General features: G+C 68.7%; 16 protein-coding genes and 1 pseudogene. 10 read left to right on the top strand and 7 right to left on the bottom strand.

The annotated features are described in order from the left end of the window. Positions 1 to 5 precede the first annotated feature (5 nt). The 3 genes from ACFYWI_RS01105 (at position 6) to ACFYWI_RS01115 (ending at position 2,688) form a co-directional block, all read left to right on the top strand. Positions 6 to 515 carry a MarR family winged helix-turn-helix transcriptional regulator gene (locus tag ACFYWI_RS01105; protein ID WP_389223524.1) on the top strand — a complete coding sequence of 170 codons (510 nt, stop codon included), beginning with the start codon at positions 6 to 8 and terminating at the stop codon, positions 513 to 515. A gap of 63 nt (positions 516 to 578) precedes the next feature. Then, positions 579 to 908, top strand: coding sequence for a DUF3817 domain-containing protein (locus ACFYWI_RS01110; RefSeq protein ID WP_389223527.1), 330 nt, complete (start codon positions 579 to 581; stop codon positions 906 to 908). Positions 909 to 987: 79 nt separating this feature from the next. Continuing rightward, complete coding sequence (locus tag ACFYWI_RS01115; protein ID WP_389223530.1) at positions 988 to 2,688, top strand: methylmalonyl-CoA mutase; 1,701 nt, start codon at positions 988 to 990, stop codon at positions 2,686 to 2,688. Between the two features lie 48 nt (positions 2,689 to 2,736). Here ACFYWI_RS01115 and ACFYWI_RS01120 read toward each other — a convergent pair whose 3' ends face one another. Then, positions 2,737 to 3,384 carry a TetR/AcrR family transcriptional regulator gene (locus tag ACFYWI_RS01120; protein ID WP_389224420.1) on the bottom strand — a complete coding sequence of 216 codons (648 nt, stop codon included), beginning with the start codon at positions 3,382 to 3,384 and terminating at the stop codon, positions 2,737 to 2,739. A 259-nt stretch (positions 3,385 to 3,643) separates the two neighbouring features. Between ACFYWI_RS01120 and ACFYWI_RS01125 the strand changes: the two genes are divergently transcribed. From ACFYWI_RS01125 to ACFYWI_RS01145, 5 genes and pseudogenes are all read left to right on the top strand, one after another. After that, the gene (locus ACFYWI_RS01125; RefSeq protein ID WP_389223533.1) at positions 3,644 to 4,621 is read left to right on the top strand and encodes a tetratricopeptide repeat protein; all 978 of its coding nucleotides are present in this window, start codon (positions 3,644 to 3,646) and stop codon (positions 4,619 to 4,621) included. A gap of 626 nt (positions 4,622 to 5,247) precedes the next feature. Beyond that, positions 5,248 to 5,919 (top strand): DUF6230 family protein, encoded by a 672-nt coding sequence (locus ACFYWI_RS01130; RefSeq protein ID WP_389223536.1) that lies wholly within the window; start codon positions 5,248 to 5,250, stop codon positions 5,917 to 5,919. Between the two features lie 97 nt (positions 5,920 to 6,016). After that, the gene (locus ACFYWI_RS01135) at positions 6,017 to 6,583 is read left to right on the top strand and encodes a DUF6114 domain-containing protein (RefSeq protein WP_389223539.1); all 567 of its coding nucleotides are present in this window, start codon (positions 6,017 to 6,019) and stop codon (positions 6,581 to 6,583) included. 1 nt (position 6,584) lies between these two features. Then, a complete protein-coding gene (locus ACFYWI_RS01140) occupies positions 6,585 to 7,898 on the top strand; it encodes a hypothetical protein (RefSeq protein WP_389223542.1) in 1,314 nt (437 codons plus the stop codon). Positions 7,899 to 8,182: 284 nt separating this feature from the next. Beyond that, a pseudogene (locus ACFYWI_RS01145) lies at positions 8,183 to 8,441 on the top strand (hypothetical protein); the annotation flags it as partial. A gap of 136 nt (positions 8,442 to 8,577) precedes the next feature. Here the strand turns inward: ACFYWI_RS01145 and ACFYWI_RS01150 are convergent. Beyond that, positions 8,578 to 9,141: a GNAT family N-acetyltransferase gene (locus tag ACFYWI_RS01150; RefSeq protein WP_389223545.1), complete on the bottom strand. Its 564-nt coding sequence runs from the start codon at positions 9,139 to 9,141 to the stop codon at positions 8,578 to 8,580. Continuing rightward, on the bottom strand, positions 9,108 to 10,346 hold the full coding sequence (locus ACFYWI_RS01155) for an XRE family transcriptional regulator (protein ID WP_389223548.1): 1,239 nt from the start codon (positions 10,344 to 10,346) through the stop codon (positions 9,108 to 9,110). The genes ACFYWI_RS01150 and ACFYWI_RS01155 overlap by 34 nt, the downstream gene beginning before the upstream one ends. 172 nt (positions 10,347 to 10,518) lie before the next feature. On the opposite strand from ACFYWI_RS01155, the gene ACFYWI_RS01160 reads away from it, so the two are divergent. Beyond that, entirely contained in the window at positions 10,519 to 10,968 is a 450-nt protein-coding gene (locus ACFYWI_RS01160) for an ATP-binding protein (protein WP_389223551.1), read from the top strand. A 363-nt stretch (positions 10,969 to 11,331) separates the two neighbouring features. Here the strand turns inward: ACFYWI_RS01160 and pyk are convergent, their stop codons facing one another. The 3 genes from pyk to pta form a co-directional block, all read right to left on the bottom strand. Next, positions 11,332 to 12,762 carry a pyruvate kinase gene (gene pyk / locus ACFYWI_RS01165; RefSeq protein WP_389223554.1) on the bottom strand — a complete coding sequence of 477 codons (1,431 nt, stop codon included), beginning with the start codon at positions 12,760 to 12,762 and terminating at the stop codon, positions 11,332 to 11,334. Positions 12,763 to 12,879: 117 nt separating this feature from the next. Continuing rightward, positions 12,880 to 14,097, bottom strand: a complete 1,218-nt coding sequence (locus ACFYWI_RS01170; RefSeq protein ID WP_389223557.1) for an acetate kinase — start codon at positions 14,095 to 14,097, stop codon at positions 12,880 to 12,882. After that, on the bottom strand, positions 14,094 to 16,175 hold the full coding sequence (gene pta, locus ACFYWI_RS01175; protein ID WP_389223560.1) for a phosphate acetyltransferase: 2,082 nt from the start codon (positions 16,173 to 16,175) through the stop codon (positions 14,094 to 14,096). The genes ACFYWI_RS01170 and pta overlap by 4 nt, the downstream gene beginning before the upstream one ends. Positions 16,176 to 16,452: 277 nt before the next feature. On the opposite strand from pta, the gene ACFYWI_RS01180 reads away from it, so the two are divergent. Continuing rightward, the gene (locus ACFYWI_RS01180; protein ID WP_389223563.1) at positions 16,453 to 17,478 is read left to right on the top strand and encodes an ATP-dependent 6-phosphofructokinase; all 1,026 of its coding nucleotides are present in this window, start codon (positions 16,453 to 16,455) and stop codon (positions 17,476 to 17,478) included. A gap of 231 nt (positions 17,479 to 17,709) precedes the next feature. On the opposite strand, the gene ACFYWI_RS01185 is transcribed toward ACFYWI_RS01180, so the two are convergent. Beyond that, positions 17,710 to 18,321, bottom strand: a complete 612-nt coding sequence (locus ACFYWI_RS01185) for a helix-turn-helix domain-containing protein (protein WP_389224422.1) — start codon at positions 18,319 to 18,321, stop codon at positions 17,710 to 17,712. Positions 18,322 to 18,486: the final 165 nt, after the last annotated feature.

Here is an 18,486-nt window from a genome sequence, read left to right on the forward strand (position 1 = left end):
GTGCCGTGCCGAAGCCGCTCAGCCTCCCCTTCGACCCCATCGCCCGAGCCGACGAGCTCTGGCAGCACCGATGGGGGCCCGTGCCCTCGATGGCCGCGATCACCTCGATCATGCGCGCGCACCAGATCCTGCTGGCCGAGGTCGACGCGGTGGTCAAGCCGTACGGACTGACCTTCGCACGATACGAGGCGCTGGTGCTGCTCACCTTCTCCAAGGCCGGCGAGCTGCCGATGTCCAAGATCGGCGAGCGGCTCATGGTGCATCCGACGTCGGTGACGAACACCGTGGACCGGCTGGTGAGGTCCGGCCTGGTCGCCAAGCGCCCGAACCCGAACGACGGCCGAGGCACCCTCGCCTCCATCACGGAAAAGGGCCGCGAGGTCGTGGAGGCGGCCACCCGCGATCTGATGGCCATGGACTTCGGACTCGGCGTGTACGACGCGGAGGAGTGCGCGGAGATCTTCGCGATGCTGCGCCCGCTGCGGGTCGCGGCCGAGGATTTCGACGAGAAATAGCCCCGTCGGGCAGCGCGTGACCCGCGCGAAGATCGCCCCTTGCACCCGGTTACGCTCGTGGGCATGAACCCATCCGTGCTGACCCGCTACCGGGCGATGGCCTATGTCACCGCCGTGTGGCTGCTCGTCTTCACCGCGGCGATCGTCGCGAAGTACGCGTTCCACGTCGGCGACACCATGCTGATCTCGCAGATCCACGGTGTGCTCTTCATCATCTACGTGATCTTCGCCTTCGACCTGGGCTCCAAGGCGAAGTGGTCGTTCGGCAAGCTGCTGTGGGTGCTGGCCGCGGGCTGCATTCCGTTCGCCTCCTTCTTCGTCGAGCCGAAGGTCACCCGGGAGACCCGCGGGCTGATCGTGGGCACCGCGACCCCGGTCAAGGCCGACGCGTAACACCGTGTGACGGCGGCGAGCAAGGCTCGCCGCCGCCAGCCATCGACATTTACTAGGACGTCCTAGTAAATTCGTGGGTATGGACGCTCACGCCATCGAGGAAGGCCGCCGACGCTGGCAGGCCCGTTACGACAAGGCCCGCAAGCGGGACGCGGACTTCACCACGCTCTCGGGCGACCCGGTCGAGCCGGTCTACGGGCCGCGGCCCGGGGACACGTACGAGGGCTTCGAGCGCATCGGCTGGCCCGGTGAGTACCCCTTCACCCGCGGGCTGCACCCGACCGGCTACCGGGGCCGCACCTGGACCATCCGCCAGTTCGCGGGCTTCGGCAACGCCGAGCAGACCAACGAGCGCTACAAGATGATCCTGGCCGCCGGCGGCGGCGGGCTCTCCGTCGCCTTCGACATGCCGACCCTCATGGGCCGCGACTCCGACGACCCGCGCTCGCTGGGCGAGGTCGGCCACTGCGGCGTGGCCATCGACTCCGCCGCCGACATGGAGGTCCTGTTCAAGGACATCCCGCTCGGCGACGTGACCACGTCGATGACGATCTCCGGCCCGGCCGTCCCGGTCTTCTGTATGTACCTGGTCGCCGCCGAACGCCAGGGCATCGACCCGGCGGTGCTGAACGGCACGCTGCAGACCGACATCTTCAAGGAGTACATCGCGCAGAAGGAGTGGCTCTTCCAGCCCGAGCCGCATCTGCGCCTGATCGGCGACCTGATGGAGCACTGTGCGCAGGGCATTCCCGCGTACAAGCCCCTGTCGGTCTCCGGCTACCACATCCGCGAAGCGGGAGCGACAGCCGCGCAGGAGCTCGCCTACACCCTGGCCGACGGCTTCGGCTACGTCGAACTGGGCCTGTCCCGCGGCCTGGACGTCGACACCTTCGCCCCTGGCCTGTCCTTCTTCTTCGACGCGCACCTCGACTTCTTCGAGGAGATCGCCAAGTTCCGTGCCGCACGCCGGATCTGGGCGCGCTGGATGAAGGAGGTGTACGGCGCTCGGACCGACAAGGCCCAGTGGCTGCGCTTCCACACCCAGACCGCGGGCGTCTCGCTCACCGCTCAGCAGCCGTACAACAACGTGGTGCGTACGGCGGTCGAGGCCCTGTCCGCGGTCCTCGGCGGCACCAACTCCCTGCACACCAACGCCCTCGACGAGACCCTCGCTCTCCCCAGCGAGCAGGCTGCCGAGATCGCGCTGCGCACCCAGCAGGTCCTGATGGAGGAGACCGGCGTCGCCAACGTCGCCGACCCGCTGGGCGGTTCCTGGTACGTGGAGCAGCTCACGGACCGCATCGAGGCCGACGCCGAGAAGATCTTCGAGCAGATCAGGGAGCGCGGCCGCCGGGCCCACCCCGATGGACAGCACCCGATCGGCCCGATCACCTCCGGCATCCTGCGCGGTATCGAGGACGGCTGGTTCACCGGCGAGATCGCCGAGTCGGCCTTCCAGTACCAGCGCTCGCTGGAGAAGGGCGACAAGCGGGTCGTCGGCGTCAACGTCCACCATGGCTCGGTCACCGGCGACCTCGAGATCCTGCGGGTCAGCCACGAGGTCGAGCGGGAGCAGGTCCGGGTGCTCGGCGAGCGCAAGGACCAGCGGGACGACGCGAAGGTGAAGATTTCGCTGGAGGCGATGCTGGCTGCCGCGCGCGACGGCTCGAACATGATCGAGCCGATGCTGGAAGCCGTACGCGCGGAGGCCACGCTGGGTGAGATCTGCGATGTGCTGCGCGACGAGTGGGGCGTCTACACCGAGCCGCCCGGCTTCTGAGCCGCGCCGGACCCGGCAGGCCGGCGGCGGCAGGTCGCAGTCGGCAGGTCAGAGGGAGAGGGCGCGGAGCCCGGACACCAGCAGCAGGGTGAACCGCCGGGCCCACTCCGCGTCCACCGGCTCCGCGCTCACCAGCGCCCGGTGGACGACCGCGCCCGCCACCACATCGAAGATCAGGTCCGTGTTGCGGGCTGCTTCCTCGGGGTCGTCCTCGTAGGGCAGCTCGCCACGGGCCTGAGCGCGTTCGCGGCCCTCCACCACCAGCCGCTTCTGCCGCTCGACGATCGCCGAGCGGATACGGGTGCGCAGCGCCTCGTCGCAGGTGGACTCGGCCACCACACCCATCAGCGCGGTCTTGGTCTCCGGCTGCCCGAGCAGCGCGGCGAACTGCAGCACCACGCCTTCGACATCGGCGGCCAGACTGCCCCGGTCGGGGAGCTCGAGTTCGTCGAAGAGGACCGCGACGGCATCGACGACCAGCTCGTTCTTGTTCGTCCAGCGGCGGTACAGCGTCGTCTTGGCCACCCCGGCGCGGGTGGCCACATCGCCCATCGTCAGCTTCGACCAGCCCAGCTCGACGAGCGAGGCGCGCGTCGCCTCGAGGATCGCGGCATCCGCCTCGGCGCTGCGAGGTCGACCGGTACGACCCGTACGGGTGGTTTTGGGGTGGGTGCTGCTGGACATGCCCGAGACCATACCCGCCGGTAGGGAATCCGCCGTGAGGCAGCGTATGTGAGCCATTTCACCGGAGGAGCCCTCACGCGGCCCGGCGCATGCAGTTACGCTACGACCTGTAGCGAAAGCCTTGATCGGACTCCTGGACGGGACTCCGGGCAGAGTCGTAGCGACAACCACCGGCGCGAGGTGGGGACCCCGCGCCAATCTTTACCGTGAACGACGTCGGATCGACCAACCGGCTTTTCACATGCGCGCGTGGAAGGGGGAGGATGTACTCATGCAGCCTAGGAACATGTCCATGAGTGGCGTCGTCGACCTTGCCGCGGTGAAGGCGGCCGGTGAGGCCAAGGCGAAAGCGGAGCAGGCCCGGGCCGAGGCGGCCCGTCAGGGCGGCGGCGGTGCAGTGTCCCCCGCCACCCTTGTTTTCGACACCGACGAGGCGGGCTTCGAGCGCGATGTCCTGCAGCTCTCCACCGAGGTTCCGGTCGTCATCGACTTCTGGGCCGAGTGGTGCGAGCCGTGCAAGCAGCTGACCCCTCTGCTGGAGCGCCTCGTCTCGGAGTACAACGGCCGGTTCGTCCTCGCCAAGATCGACGTCGACGCCAACCAGATGCTGATGCAGCAGTTCGGGATCCAGGGCATCCCGGCGGTCTTCGCGGTGGTGGCCGGCCAGGCGCTGCCGCTCTTCCAGGGTGCGGCGCCGGAGGCGCAGATCCGCGCCACGCTCGATCAGTTGATCCAGGTCGGCGAGGAGCGGTTCGGGCTGACCGGCCTGGCCGTGGACGCCGATGCCGCCGATGCCGGTGAGGACCTTGCCGCGGCCGCCGCGCCGGCCGGTCCGTACGACGCCCTGCTGGAGGCCGCCGTGCAGGCGCTGGACGCGGGCGACTTCGCCGGCGCGGTCCAGGCCTACAAGAACGTGCTGTCGGACGACCCCGGGAACACCGAGGCGAAGCTGGGACTCGCCCAGGCCGAGCTGCTCGGCCGCGTAAGGGACCTGGATCCGCAGCAGGTGCGCAAGGATGCGGCCGAGAAGCCGGCCGATGTGGCCGCGCAGATCGCCGCGGCCGATCTGGACCTGGTCGGTGGGCATGTGGAGGACGCGTTCGGCCGGCTGGTCGAGACGGTGCGGCGTACGGCGGGCGAGGACCGCGACGCGGCGCGGCTGCGGCTGCTCGAACTCTTCGATGTGGTCGGAGCGGACGATCCGAGGGTGACCGCGGCGCGTTCCGCGCTGGCGCGGGTGCTGTTCTGAACCGTCTGACCTGAGGGCGCCGTTCCAGCGGTGTTTCGGCGGTGGCGCTTCCTCGCGCCACCGCCGCTTTGGCGACACAGTGACAAAACGCGACTGCGCTTTACCAAAACTTGGTAATCGGAGCGGTTGTTACTCCGAGTACATCAACCCGATTGTTCTGTCCGTTTATCAACGGCAATGTCACCCTCTTTCCGGCGGGGTGGAGGCACCCAGCGTGCTCGGGCGGCACCGGTCGGTCGTGCCGCGGTTATCAGGCCGTTACTAGCCAGTAACGAACCCCCTTGTGCCCCGGCCTGGAATGGACCACGATCGGCCACGCTCGGTCCATTACCGCACCAGCCCGGCTCCCACGCCGTGCCGCGGCTCCTGGGTCCCCACCGAGTCGGTCGGCGGCAGTGGCGCCGGCCGCGGACAGGGGGGTTCCTGCCGAACGGCAGGGCCTGTCCGACCGGTTGCGCGCAAGTGTGGCCAGTGGTTGTCGCTCGGGGGTGATCGCCAGTGTTTCGGACGCACCAAGCGCCTGAAAGTGCGGGCGCTCTCCTTCCCGAGGACGTAGCACTTCTCCCATCCCAGGACGGACCCCAAGGGGCCGGACCGGAGATGTACGTCCGAGAAGGAGGAAAGTCATGGAGTCTCTGGCTCGTGGTGGAACCAGATGGAAGCGGTTCGCCCTTGTCATGGTGCCGAGCGTGGCCGCGACGGCCGCGATAGGCGTCGGCCTGGCACAGGGGGCGCTCGCCGCGTCCTTCGCCGTGTCCGGCCAGGAGTTCAAGGTCAGCGCCGAATACCTTGACGGTTATGGGTTCGCCCAATACGGCGGCGTCGACATGGGGTACAAGGACCTCAAGGGCGACGAGAAGGTTGCGCGACCCGTCGCGATCTCGACCTTCGATCACGCCGAGATCACCAACATGTGTCAGTCGGTCGTCACCGACGTTCCGTTCGTCGGCAAGATCACGCTGCAGCTGAAGGCCGGCAACAAGGGCACCCCGGTAAAGGCGCAGAACCTTTACCTGGACGTGTCCGAGCTGGACGCGAACGCCAAGTTCCACAACATCGACATCGGCGTCGCGGCCAAGGACACGGACAACCCCAAGGGTGGCCCCGGGTACCCCGGCAAGGGTCCGCCCGTCAAGGACAAGTCGATCCTTGAGAACGGATTCGCGCAGCAGGCCGACCGGGCCGAGCTGACCAAGGTCGAGCAGAAGGCGTGGGCGACCACCGCCGGAACGTTCGAGCTGAGCGGTCTGAGCATGCGCCTGCACAAGGGCGACGGCCCCAAGGTCGAGTGCTACTGACGGTAGCCCCGTCCGGGCGGGCGGGTGAAACTCTGGCAGCTTCGCCCGCCCGCCACTCTCTTCACACAGCAACGCCAGTACCAGGGAGCTGTTTTCCATGAGCGCCGAGTCTGCAGTGTCACCGGGGCGGGACGAGCGGGACGAAAACTTCATCAGCGCCATTCGACGGGGCTTCCGCACCTGGCGGGGCCAGCGGCCCTTCTGGGCGGGTCTGTTCACCGTGCTCGGTGGAATCCCCATCGCCTACTTCCCGTACGCGAGCCTCAAGCTCGGCCATATGACGCTCTCGATGGCGACGACCGGGGGCGCCGGCGCGCTGATCATCGGCGTACTGCTGATCACGCTCGGCTTCACGATGTGGTTCCACGCCATCGTGAGGGTGTTCGCGGGTGTCGCCTCGATTCTTCTGGCACTGATCTCCATCCCGGTCGCCAACCTGGGCGGCTTCGGCGTCGGCTTCCTGTCCTCGCTCATCGGCGGTGCGCTCGCGCTGTCGTGGGCGCCCGGGAAGCCCGTGGCCGCTCCTGCCGACGCCCCGGCGAAGGACACCGAGCCCGTGGGCGACGTGAAGACCGCCGCCCTGCCCGACCAGTGGGACGGCCGTGGCGCCGACGCGCACGAGACAACCATCGAAGGCAACGGCGGGAGGAACAGTGCCGGGTGACGTGACACCACCGCTGACCGCGGGGGCGGGCGGCGACGGTTCGCGCGAGAGAAAAGGGCCGCGGCACGCCGCCCCGAGGAAGTCGCTGCTGACCAAGCTCCAGATGCCCGCGAGCAAGGCCATAGCCCTGGCCGCGATGCCCACGGCCGTCTTCGTGGGCATGGGCCTCACTCCCAAGCTGGCACTCGCCGACGACAAGGACATCCCGTTCGCTCCGGGCCCGTGCGTGACGCGGTCGGACGAGCCGGCGGAGTCCGAGTCGCCGAAGCCGTCCGAGTCGCCCAAGCCGTCCGAGTCCGCGTCCCCGTCCGCGACCGCGACGCCGGACCCGGCCCCGAGCGACACCGCCGGTGGCGAGGAGCAGGCCTCGAAGCCCACCGAGGCCCCGACCGTCGACGTGGCCGACAGGGCCGCCGAGGACGCCAAGGCGCCCACGCCGACCCCGACACCGACGCCGAGCGAGACCAGGAACCCGCTGGACCCGCTGGGTGTGGGCGACGCCATCAAGGACCTGTTCGACGGCCCCGACGAGGAGCCGACGGCAACGGCGACGCCGACCCCGAGCGAGACCGAGCCCGCGGACGAGCCGTCCACGCCGGCCGAGAAGCCGTCCGAGCTCCCGGCCGAGAAGCCCGCGGACAAGCCTGCCGAGAAGCCTGCCGACCAGGCGGACGACGCGGTGACCGACACGGTCGACAAGACCGAGGAGGCGATCAGGGACGCGGCCGACAAGGCAGGCGCCAAGGTCGAAGAGCTGGACGAGAGTGCCAAGGGTCTGGACGCCAAGCAGGACGAGGACATCCCGGACGGCGCGAAGCCCCGCTTCCCGTGCCCGACCGCGGACCCGGAAGCCCTGGCCGACGCCCAGCTCGAGCCCGGTCGTCCGCTGCTCCCGGACGATCCGTGGATCCTCGAGAGCTCGATGCTCACCCTGACGGGCCTGGACTACCACGGCATCGTCGAGGTGAAGACGGGCAGCGGGAAGATCAAGAAGGCGCTGAAGTTCACCGCGAAGGGCGTGGACATCAAGGACCTGCACCAGATCGTGAAGGGTCCCAACGGCACCACCGCCCATGTGGAGGCCGACAAGGGCTCCACATCGGAGATCCGGGGCGGCACGGTGACGATGTACACGGAGGAGCTGAAGGGCAACCTCTTCGGCATCATCCCGATCACGTTCAGCCCGGAGACCCCGCCGCCGCTCAATGTTCCGTTCGCCATGTTCACCAATGTGAAGGTCACCCAGGCCGGCCAGTTCGGCGGGACGCTGAGCGTACCCGGCCTGCACAACTACTTCACCGGGCCGAACACCTAGATCCTCCGGGAGCCGCAACAGGGCTGTGGGCCGTACCCCTTTCGGGGTGCGGCCCACAGTCTTGGGTCGAAAGTGTGCTCTCGATCGCACAACTACCGCTGGAAATCTATCTATTGAGGAATTCTGCGGTCTAAAGTGATCAGGCTGTGGTCGTCAGACCCGGCGCGCGGGCGTCGGGGGGCGGCCGCCGGCCTCACCCTCCCGACGTCCGTGCAGGACCCATCCTGTGAGGACCGACCACACTCATGCTCGGACAACTCAGTCGCCCGGTACGCCGGGCGGCGATCAAGCCCATTTACCGAGATGGTCTCCACATCCGAAGGGCCACCCCCGCCGAGATCGCCGTAGCTGCGTGAGCAGCACGGCATCGACGAGGAAAAGGCCGAGTGGACGTGGATGCTCGAGCGGGACGGCGGCAGCTTCGTCGTCGGCAGCAACCCGAGTTGGCGTGAGGCGGAGTACGAGCTGATGGGCGACCGGGAGTTCCTGTACGACTGGTCCAAGCCCTGGCCGCCGGACTTCCCGGCGGAGTCGGGAGAGGTCGACCAGCCCAGCCCGATCGGCAAAGCCCGAGGGCGGTACCCCGGATCCTGTCCGGGGTACCGCCCTCGTTCTCTGTCCTACGCCGCGCGGAAGCCGGCGCGCGCGTACTCCGGGCGTCCGAGCACTGCTGCGCAGGTCATCGGCTGTGCCGCGACGGCAGTGGCTTGATCATCACGGCGAAGACCGGCGAGGCTGCGAACGGTTGCCTCTCGCCCACTTTCCCGTAGTCCCAGCTTTCGTATTTCGCTTGTACTTTGGGATGGGTGACGTCAACGAGAAGGACGGCGATGTCTTGCTCCACGTCGGCCAGCAGAGCGTGGTGAAGCCGGTCCGCGAGCCCCGTCTTGCGCCACTCCGGACGGACCATCAGCTCCGACACGGCATACGTACGCGACCGCTCAGGTGCAGGGTCGAGATGGCCGCGCCACCACTCCCGCCCTGCTGTGAGCGGAGCCCCGTAAGCGAAGCCCGTCGCTTCGTCGCCTTCGTATCCGATGACACAGGTGAAGTCCGGATGGCCGCCCCAGTGGTCGACGAACCAGGGGAATCGCCGGCTGAAGGGGTCGTCCGGTGGGTACTCCGGGATCTGCGCGTGCACGTCGAGGAGTGTTCGGCGGATGACCGCAAGGTCTTCGTGACGGTAGTACCGCACATCGATCACGGAGATCAGCTCCGGTTCGCCCGGAGTCGGTCGGCCCATTCCGCGCCCGTCCGAGACCCAGGAGTGCGGTCACCAACCGCGTGGTTAAAGGCTCTGAGCTCACTGCGAATGCGTCCGGGGATGTCCGAGCCCTCCATGATTCCGAAGACCTCGCCGGCAGTGGCGCAGGCCAGGTCGGCATCACCTTGATGCAGTTGGGCGAGCGCCAGGCGCACGGTGGACAGCGCCCTGTTACGCCGATATCGGTCCGGGGTGATGGCCAGCGCTCGGTGGGATGACGCCTCTGCTTCCGCCGGCAGCCCGAGGCGCTGCTGAACAATGGCCGTCATGGACAGCAACTCCGCGGCCCCGTAGAAGGCGATCCAGCTCGGTCTGGACGCTCGATCTGCCTTGGCGAGAGCCTCCTCGGCGTGTCCGAGGCTTCGGAGCGCCGCCTGCGTGTCGTTCCGGTTCGAGTACCCGATGGCGAGCCGCGCCTGAGCGAGGGAGGCAAGGAGCGGATCGCGGCGCGTGATGGGCAACGCCTGTGCGGCCTGCGCCGCAGCGACCGCGTCGTTGTGTCTCTGCTGCTGTCGGGCAAGCATGGCGATCTGGTTCCACGCGCTGAACTGCGCGGCCCAGTCCAGGGACATGCCGGCCAGGATCACGGTCCGGTCGAGGTACTGCTGGGCCTGGTCGAGGCGGCCCTCATCGGTGCATGACCAGGCGGCCCTGCTCGTGTAGTCGGCCGCAATGCCGAAGAATTGCTGCCCTACGCGCTCGCTCACGCCATGCTGCTGGAGTTCGAGCGTTTGTTGGGCTCCCGCCAAGGCCGCCTTCTCCAGAGCGGAATGTCCACCACGATGGTCGTCGAGGGCAGTCAGATGATCGAGTCCGTCCTGGAGACGCAGCACGTCGGATGCCCCGATACGGCGCGGCACAGGGACAAACGAAGCGGTCGTGCTTCCGACGACGGAAGTGATGAAGCTACGACGCTGCACAGGATCCTCCGGAGGTGCTGCGCTACGCGGCGGGCTGAACCCGAGCTCTTCGACCGAGCAGCCGAAGACTCTCTCCAGTGCAACACATGTACGTGCGATGGGACGTCGCGTCCTTCCGCTCAGCAGATTGCGAATCGTGCGGTCCGAGACGTCCCCCTGCCGGCCAGTGAACTCTTCGATCGCGTCATTCATACGACGCGCCAGCTCCTCCTGAGTCACGCCGAATTCTGTCATCCGGCCCTTCAGGGCGAGGTTGGCTCCCATGCGGTCGAAGCTATTCCGCCGATCCGCCTCGTGCCAGTGGCCGAGTCATGAGGAAGCAAAGTCTTCCGGTGGTGGCGCACGCGGGGAGCGTGACCCTTCCTGTCCATCCGCATTCGGCGGCCGTTGACTGGTGTCCGTTCGCCAGCTGAACCGTATGTGAAAGGCAGCGCCGGTGGAGAGCAACACTTCGGAGGCACCTCCTGGCTCCGAACTCGACGTGTCGTTACGCGAGTTCAAGATGAGCTTCACCTCGACCCCGCGCGGTGCCCGCCTGGCACGGCGACTGGTGTCGCACCGACTGGACGACTGGGGTCACCCCTATGGTTCGGAGGCAAACGAGACGGTCACCCTCATTGCGGCCGAGCTCACCGGCAACGCCGTGCGACACGGTCGTGTCCGTGGCCGGGACTTCCACGTCAGGCTCGTGATGACGTCGACCGCAATCAGGATCGAGGTCTTTGATACCCGTTCAGAGAAACGCCCGCCTGCAGTGCGCGTGCCGGACTGCGATGCCGACGGTGGGCGGGGCTTGTTCCTCGTCTCGCAGCTGGCCACACGGTGGTCTGTCTCAGAGCGGGAGTCCGGGCCAGGGAAGACGATCTGGGCTGAGCTCCGCCTTTGATCGCGCCGGCCGCCGAGGCCGCGGTCACCGGCGGCCTTGCGGTTCGGCGCGCCTCGATTCCCGAGGACGGGCACCGTCAGGTCCGCGCCTGACTGCACCGCTCACAACACCGAGGGCGGTACCCCGGATCTGTCCGGGGTACCGCCCTCGTTCTGTGTCCTATGTCGCCCTGGGATTCGCGCAGCGTGCGAGCGATCGTGATGTCCTGCTCCCCGGTGCGCCGGCCCGGAAGGGTTCGCGGTCGTCATCGGTGACGACCAGATGAACCGCATCCCCGATCGCCGGGCCGGATTCACCGGCGACCCGTGCCGGATTCTTTGCGTTGCCGACGAATCCAATGCTTCCGCATCCGTGCGAGCCGCGTCAGCTGCGCGTCTCCCCGCCCAGGTGGTGCACCCGCACCATGTTCGTCGTGCCCGGGACGCCGGGAGGCGACCCCGCCGTGATGACCATGGTGTCGCCCTCGTGGAAGCGCTTCAGCTTCAGCAGCGCCTGGTCGACCAGGTCGACCATCGCGTCCGTCGTCTCCACGAACGGCGCGAGGAAGGGCTCCACGCCCCAGCTCAGGGTCAGCTGGTTACGGGTGGACTCGTCCGTCGTGAAGGCCAGGATCGGCTGCTTGGCGCGGTAGCGCGACAGACGGCGGGCGGTGTCCCCGGACTGGGTGAAGGCGACCAGGGCCCGCCCGTCCAGGAAGTCCGCGATCTCGCAGGCCGCTCGGGCCACCGAACCGCCCTGCGTACGCGGCTTCTTGCCCGGGACCAGGGGCTGCAGGCCCTTGGAGAGCAGCTCCTCCTCCGCCGCGGTGACGATCTTCGACATCGTCTTGACCGTCTCGATCGGGTACGCGCCCACCGACGACTCCGCGGACAGCATGACCGCGTCCGTGCCGTCCAGGATCGCGTTGGCGACGTCGGACGCCTCGGCGCGCGTCGGGCGGGAGTTGGTGATCATCGATTCCATCATCTGGGTCGCCACGATCACCGGCTTGGCGTTGCGACGGCACAGCTCGATGAGGCGCTTCTGCACCATCGGTACCCGCTCGAGCGGGTACTCGACGGCCAGGTCGCCGCGGGCCACCATCACACCGTCGAACGCCATCACGACGTCCTGCATGTTCTCGACGGCCTGCGGCTTCTCGACCTTGGCGATGACCGGGACCCGGCGGCCCTCCTCGTCCATCACCTTGTGGACGTCCTTGACGTCGTCCGCGTTGCGGACGAAGGACAGTGCCACCAGGTCGCAGCCCATCCGCAGTGCGAACCGCAGGTCGTCGACGTCCTTCTCGGACAGGGCCGGGACGTTGACCGCCGCGCCGGGCAGGTTGATGCCCTTGTGGTCGGAGATCACACCGCCCTCGATGACGATGGTCTTGACCCGCGGGCCGTCGACCTCGGTGACCCGCAGTTCGACGTTGCCGTCGTTGATCAGGATCTGGTCGCCCTTGGAGACATCGGTGGGCAGGCCCTTGTATGTGGTGCCGCAGATGGACTTGTCGCCGGGGACGTCCTCGATGGTGATGGTGAACTCGTCACCGCGCACCAGCTCGACCGGCCCCTCGGCGAAGGTCTCCAGGCGGATCTTCGGGCCCTGGAGGTCGGCGAGCACGCCCACGGGGCGGCCGGTGTCCTCCACGGCCCTGCGGAGACGGTCGTACCGCTCCTGGTGCTCTGCCTGGGTCCCGTGGCTCATGTTGAATCGGGCCACGTTCATGCCGGCCTCGATGAGCACTTTCAGCTGCTCGAAGGAGTCGACGGCGGGGCCCAGTGTGCAGACGATTTTGGAACGGCGCATAAGGCGGATCCTATCGGTTTGTTTCCTCGCGGAATATTCCGTCTGGTGGAATGTACAAATGGGCGGTCTTCCGCTCAGGCGTTCAATAATTCATCGGGCTCCGGGACATCGGGGACATCAGGCATTCACCAGCTCAAAAGTCTGCTGGGCGATCTCCAGCTCCTCGTCCGTCGGGACCACGGCCACGGCGATGCGCGCGTGGTCCGCCGAGATCAGCCGCGGCTCGTGGGACCGTACGGCGTTCCTCTCCGCGTCCAGGACCAGGCCCAGCTCCTCCAGGCCCGCGATCGCGGCCTCCCGTACCGGAGCCGCGTTCTCGCCGACCCCGGCCGTGAACGCGATGGCGTCCACCCGGCCGAGCACCGCGTAATAGGCACCGATGTACTTCTTCAGCCGGTGGATGTAGATGTCGAAGGCCAGCCGCGCCCGCTCGTCGCCCTCGTCGACCCGGCGGCGTATCTCCCGCATGTCGTTGTCGCCGCACAGCCCGACCAGACCGCTCTTCTTGTTCAGCAGTTCGTCGATGTCGTCGGTGGACATTCCTGCCACCCGCCGCAGGTGGAAGGTGACCGCCGCGTCGATGTCACCGGAGCGCGTACCCATCACCAGCCCCTCCAAAGGTGTCAGGCCCATCGAGGTGTCCACGCACCGGCCGCCCGCGACCGCCGACGCCGATGCGCCGTTGCCGAGGTGCAGCACGATCACGTTCACCTCGGACGGGTCCTTGCCGAGCAGGGCAGCCGTACGGCGTGAGACATACGCGTGGGAGGTGCCGTGGAAGCCGTAACGGCGGATACGGTGCGCGTCGGCCGTCTCGACGTCGATGGCGTAGCGGGCGGCGTACTCCGGCATCGTCGTGTGGAAAGCGGTGTCGAAGACCGCAACCTGCGGCAGGTCGGGGCGCAGCGCCCGCGCGGTGCGGATACCGGTGAGGTTCGCCGGGTTGTGCAGCGGAGCCACCGGGATCAGGCGGTCGATCTCCGCCATCACCTCGTCCGTGATGATCGTCGGCGCGGTGAACCTCAGCCCGCCGTGAACCACCCGGTGGCCGATCGCCGCCAGTTCGGGGGAGTCCAGGCCGAGTCCGTCCTGCGCCAGCTCCTCGGCGACCGCCTTCAGGGCCGCGTCGTGATCGGCGATCGGACCCGTGCGCTCACGCTTGTTCTCGCCGCCGGCCAGCAGGGTGTGCACCAGCCGGGACGTCTCCTCGCCGATCCGCTCGACCAGGCCGACCGCGAGGCGGGAGTTGTCGCGCATGTCCAGGAGCTGGTACTTCACCGACGAGGAACCGGAGTTGAGGACGAGAACGCGGTGGGGGGAGGCGGGGGCGGTCATGCAGGAAGCTCCTGACCCTGGGACTGGATGGCGGTGATGGCGACCGTGTTGACGATGTCGCTGACGAGCGCGCCGCGGGACAGATCGTTGACCGGCTTACGCAGGCCCTGCAGCACCGGGCCGACGGCGACCGCGCCGGCCGAGCGCTGTACGGCCTTGTACGTGTTGTTGCCGGTGTTCAGGTCCGGGAAGATCAGGACTGTCGCCCGGCCCGCCACCTCGGACTCCGGCAGCTTCGTCGCCGCCACCGACGGCTCCACCGCCGCGTCGTACTGGATCGGGCCCTCGATCCTCAGATCCGGCCGGGCGGCCCGCACCAGCTTGGTCGCGTCGCGCACCTTGTCCACATCCGCGCCCGAACCCGAGGTGCCGGTGGAGTACGACAGCATCGCGATCCGCGGCTCCACACCGAACCGGGCCGCGGTCGCCGCCGACTGGATGGCGATGTCCGCGAGCTGCTCGGCGTCCGGGTCCGGATTGACCGCGCAGTCGCCGTACACCAGCACTCGGTCGGCCAGGCACATGAAGAAGACCGACGAGACGATCGAAGCATCCGGCTTGGTCTTGATGATCTCGAACGCCGGGCGGATCGTCGCGGCCGTGGAGTGCACGGCTCCGGACACCATGCCGTCGGCCAGGCCCTCCTCGACCATCAGCGTGCCGAAGTAGTTGACGTCCGCGACCACGTCGTACGCGAGCTCCACCGTGACGCCCCGGTGGGAGCGCAGCGCCGCGTACCGCTCGGCGAAGCCCTGGCGCAGCTCGGAGGTCTGCGGGTCGATCAGCTGGGCTGTGCTCAGATCGATGCCGAGGTCGGCGGCCCTCTTGCGGATGATCTCGGTGTCGCCGAGCAGGGTCAGGTCGCAGACGTCACGGCGCACCAGCACATCGGCGGCGCGCAGCACCCGCTCCTCGGTGCCCTCGGGCAGCACCACCCTGCGGCGGGCGGCGCGGGCCTGCTCCAGGAGGTCGTGCTCGAACATCATCGGGGTGACCCGGCCGCTGCGGGCGACCGCGAGCCGGTCCAGCAGGTCGCCGGTGTCCACATGGCGTTCGAACACACCGAGCGCGGTCTCCGCCTTGCGTGGCGTGGAGGCGTTCAACTTCCCTTCAAGACCGAAGAGTTCGGCCGCCGTGGGGAAGCTGGTACCGGAGACCAGGACCACCGGGGTGCCGGGGGCGAGACGATCGGCCAGCGTCAGGATCTCCTTGCTCGGCTGCTCGTTCAGCGTCAGCAGCACACCCGCGATGGGCGGGGTGCCCGCGGAGTGGGCGGCGAGCGCGCCCACGACCAGATCGGCGCGGTCGCCGGGGGTGACCACCATGCAGCCGGGGGTCAGGGCCTTGAGCAGATTGGGCAGCATCGCACCGCCGAAGACGAAGTCCAGCGCGTCACGCGCCAGGCCCGAGTCGTCGCCGAGCAGTACCTTGCCGCCCAGGGCGTGGGTGATCTGGGCGACCGTGGGGGCGGCGAGCGCCGGCTCGTCGGGCAGGGCGTAGCAGGGTACGGGCAGGCGGGCCGTCAGCCGCTCTGCTATGGCCGCCCGCTCGTCGGGCGCGACGCGGTTGGCGACCATCGCGAGGACATTGCAGCCCAGGCCCTCGTACGCACGGAAGGCGTTGCGGGTCTCGGCGCGTACGGACTCCGGGGGCTGGCCCTTGCCGCCGACCACCGCGATCACCGAGGCGCCGAACTCGTTGGCCAGCCGGGCGTTGAGCGCGAGCTCGTCGGGGAGCTGGGTGTCGAGGTAGTCGGTGCCGAGCACCAGGACCACCTCGTACTCCCGGGCCACCCGCAGGAAGCGTTCGACGAGCCGGGAGACCAGTTCGTCGGTACCCTTCTCCGCCTGGAGGGCCGCGGCCTCCTGGTAGTCCATGCCGTAGACGGACGACGGGTCCTGGGAGAGCCGGTAGCGGGCACGCAGCAGATCGAAGAGACGGTCGGGGCCGTCGTGGACGAGTGGACGGAAGACGCCCACCCGGTCCACCTGGCGGGTCAGGAGCTCCATGACCCCCAGCTCGACCACCTGCCGGCCGTCCTTGCGGTCGATCCCGGTCACGTACACGCTGCGCGTCACGCGTGCTCTCCCGTCCATTCCGTCGTTTCGTCCGATTGCGTACCGTCTGCATCAGTGCGTGCAAAAAAACCGCCCGGAGCGGCATTGCCCTCTTGACAATACCCCTGCGGGTAGATAGGGCGCCCGTCGGATGGGGTGTCCGAGGGTGGGTAGAAGGTCCTGCGAACGCGGGCCGAGGCGGGTCCGGCGCAGCGGCTGGGAGCGCGGGGGCTCGGCGGCGCGTGGGACAATCGAATGTGGCTCACCTGTACCACTGACGAGCAGGAGACACGGCACGATGCGCATCGGAGTCCTCACCGCAGGCGGCGACTGCCCCGGGCTGAACGCAGTGATCCGGTCGGTCGTGCACCGCGCCCTGACCGGGCACGGCGACGAAGTCGTCGGCTTCGAGGACGGGTTCAAGGGGCTGCTCGACGGTCACTACCGGCCGCTCGACCTCAACGCGGTCAGCGGCATCCTGGCCCGCGGCGGCACAATCCTGGGCTCCGCCCGGCTGGAGCGCGGCCGACTGCGCGAAGCCGCGGAGACCGCCTCGGAGTTGGCCAGGCAGTACGGCATCGACGTCCTCATTCCCATCGGCGGCGAAGGCACGCTCACCGCGTCGCGCATCCTCGCCGAGGCCGGGATGCCCGTCGTCGGCGTGCCCAAGACCATCGACAACGACATCTCCTCCACCGACCGCACCTTCGGATTCGACACCGCCGTCATGGTCGCCACCGAAGCCATCGACCGGCTGAAGACCACGGCCGAATCCCATCAGCGGGTGATGGTCGTCGAGGTCATGGGCCGGCACGCGGGCTGGATCGCGCTGGAGTCCGGTATGGCGGGCGGCGCGCACGGCATCTGTCTGCCGGAGAGGCCCTTCCAGGTCGAGGACCTGGTGAAGATGGTCGAGGAGCGCTTCGCACGCGGCAAGAAGTTCGCGGTCATCTGCGTGGCCGAGGGCGCGCACCCCGCCGAGGGGTCGATGGAATACCGCAAGGGCGCGATCGACCAGTACGGCCATGAGCGCTTCCAGGGCATCGGCAACCGGCTGGCCGCGGAGCTGGAGAAGCGCCTCGGCAAGGAGGCCAGGCCGGTCATCCTCGGGCATGTGCAGCGCGGAGGCACGCCGACCGCCTACGACCGGGTGCTCGCCACCCGGTTCGGCTGGCATGCGGTGGAGGCAGCGCACCGGGGCGAGTTCGGCATGATGACCGCGCTGCGCGGCACGGATGTGCGGATGGTGCCGCTGGCCGAGGCGGTCCACCGGCTCAAGACCGTGCCCGAGAGGCGGATGTTCGAGGCCGAGTCGGTCTTCTGACCCGGCCTACCGGCCGCCGCCGGGCCCGCGAGGACCCAGGGTCGCAGCGGACACCCTGAACGGAGCTCTCCGCCGTCCCGCCCACGGCCGAAGCGGCACACGCCCCGACCGGCACCACCCCGGTCGCGCGGCCCCGCGGAGCCGAGCACATGGGCAGGCCCCTTTTCGCGGCGCCCGGAGCCGCGAAGGTGGTCGCGGCCGAGTCGGCCGAGAGCGGTGCGGGGACATGTCCTAGCCGAGGGCCAGATCCCAGAAGTGGTCGACGATCCGCTCCAGGAACTCCCGGCCCGCATCGCCGGTGCCGTCGGAGGCCGCGCCCCAGCCGAGCGTCGCCACCATCCGCGACTGGTAGTCGGTGTGCAGCTGCTGGAGCACATCCTCCAGCTCGCGGCGCTCCAGCGGCAGCATCCGGCCCACCGGCCGGACGTAAGCCTGCCAGCGCGCGGTCACCGCGTCCCGCAGCAACTGCGCCAGCTCCTCGTCGCGCCCGGTCGCCGCGAGCAGCTCGCGCAGGTTCAGATCCAGCAATCCGGCCAGGAGCTCGGTCTGCCGCTCATTGCCCCGCCACCGGCCGGTCTCCTCCATCCGCAGATACGCCGCCACATCGACGCCGACCCGTCGCGCCAGATCGTCGGGGGACATACCGCGCGCCATGCGGTGCTCCCTCAGGGTCCGGGCTGCGACGAGCAGTTCACCGGGGGCGCACCACAGCACCCCTGCGAGCGCGGTCAGTTCGCGGGCGTCGGGGGAGGCGAATCCCCGCTCCCACGACATGACCGTGTCCGGCGTGACATGGAGGCCGTACTGGGCGCGCAGGCCGTAGGCGACATGGCCGGGTGCCATCCCCAGGGCCTCGCGGAGTCGGCGCGCGGCGGGGGCGTTGAACGGCGGGGGCGGGGTGTGCTGCACGACCACAAGCTACGGGGGGACAAGCCCGGCGACTACGGTGCGTACGGACAAAGCGACAACTCGTAGGAACATCCGAGCTGATCACCTCCTGGTACCGTC

The organism is Streptomyces sp. NPDC002889 (assembly GCF_042888425.1).
Classification (GTDB): domain Bacteria; phylum Actinomycetota; class Actinomycetes; order Streptomycetales; family Streptomycetaceae; genus Streptomyces.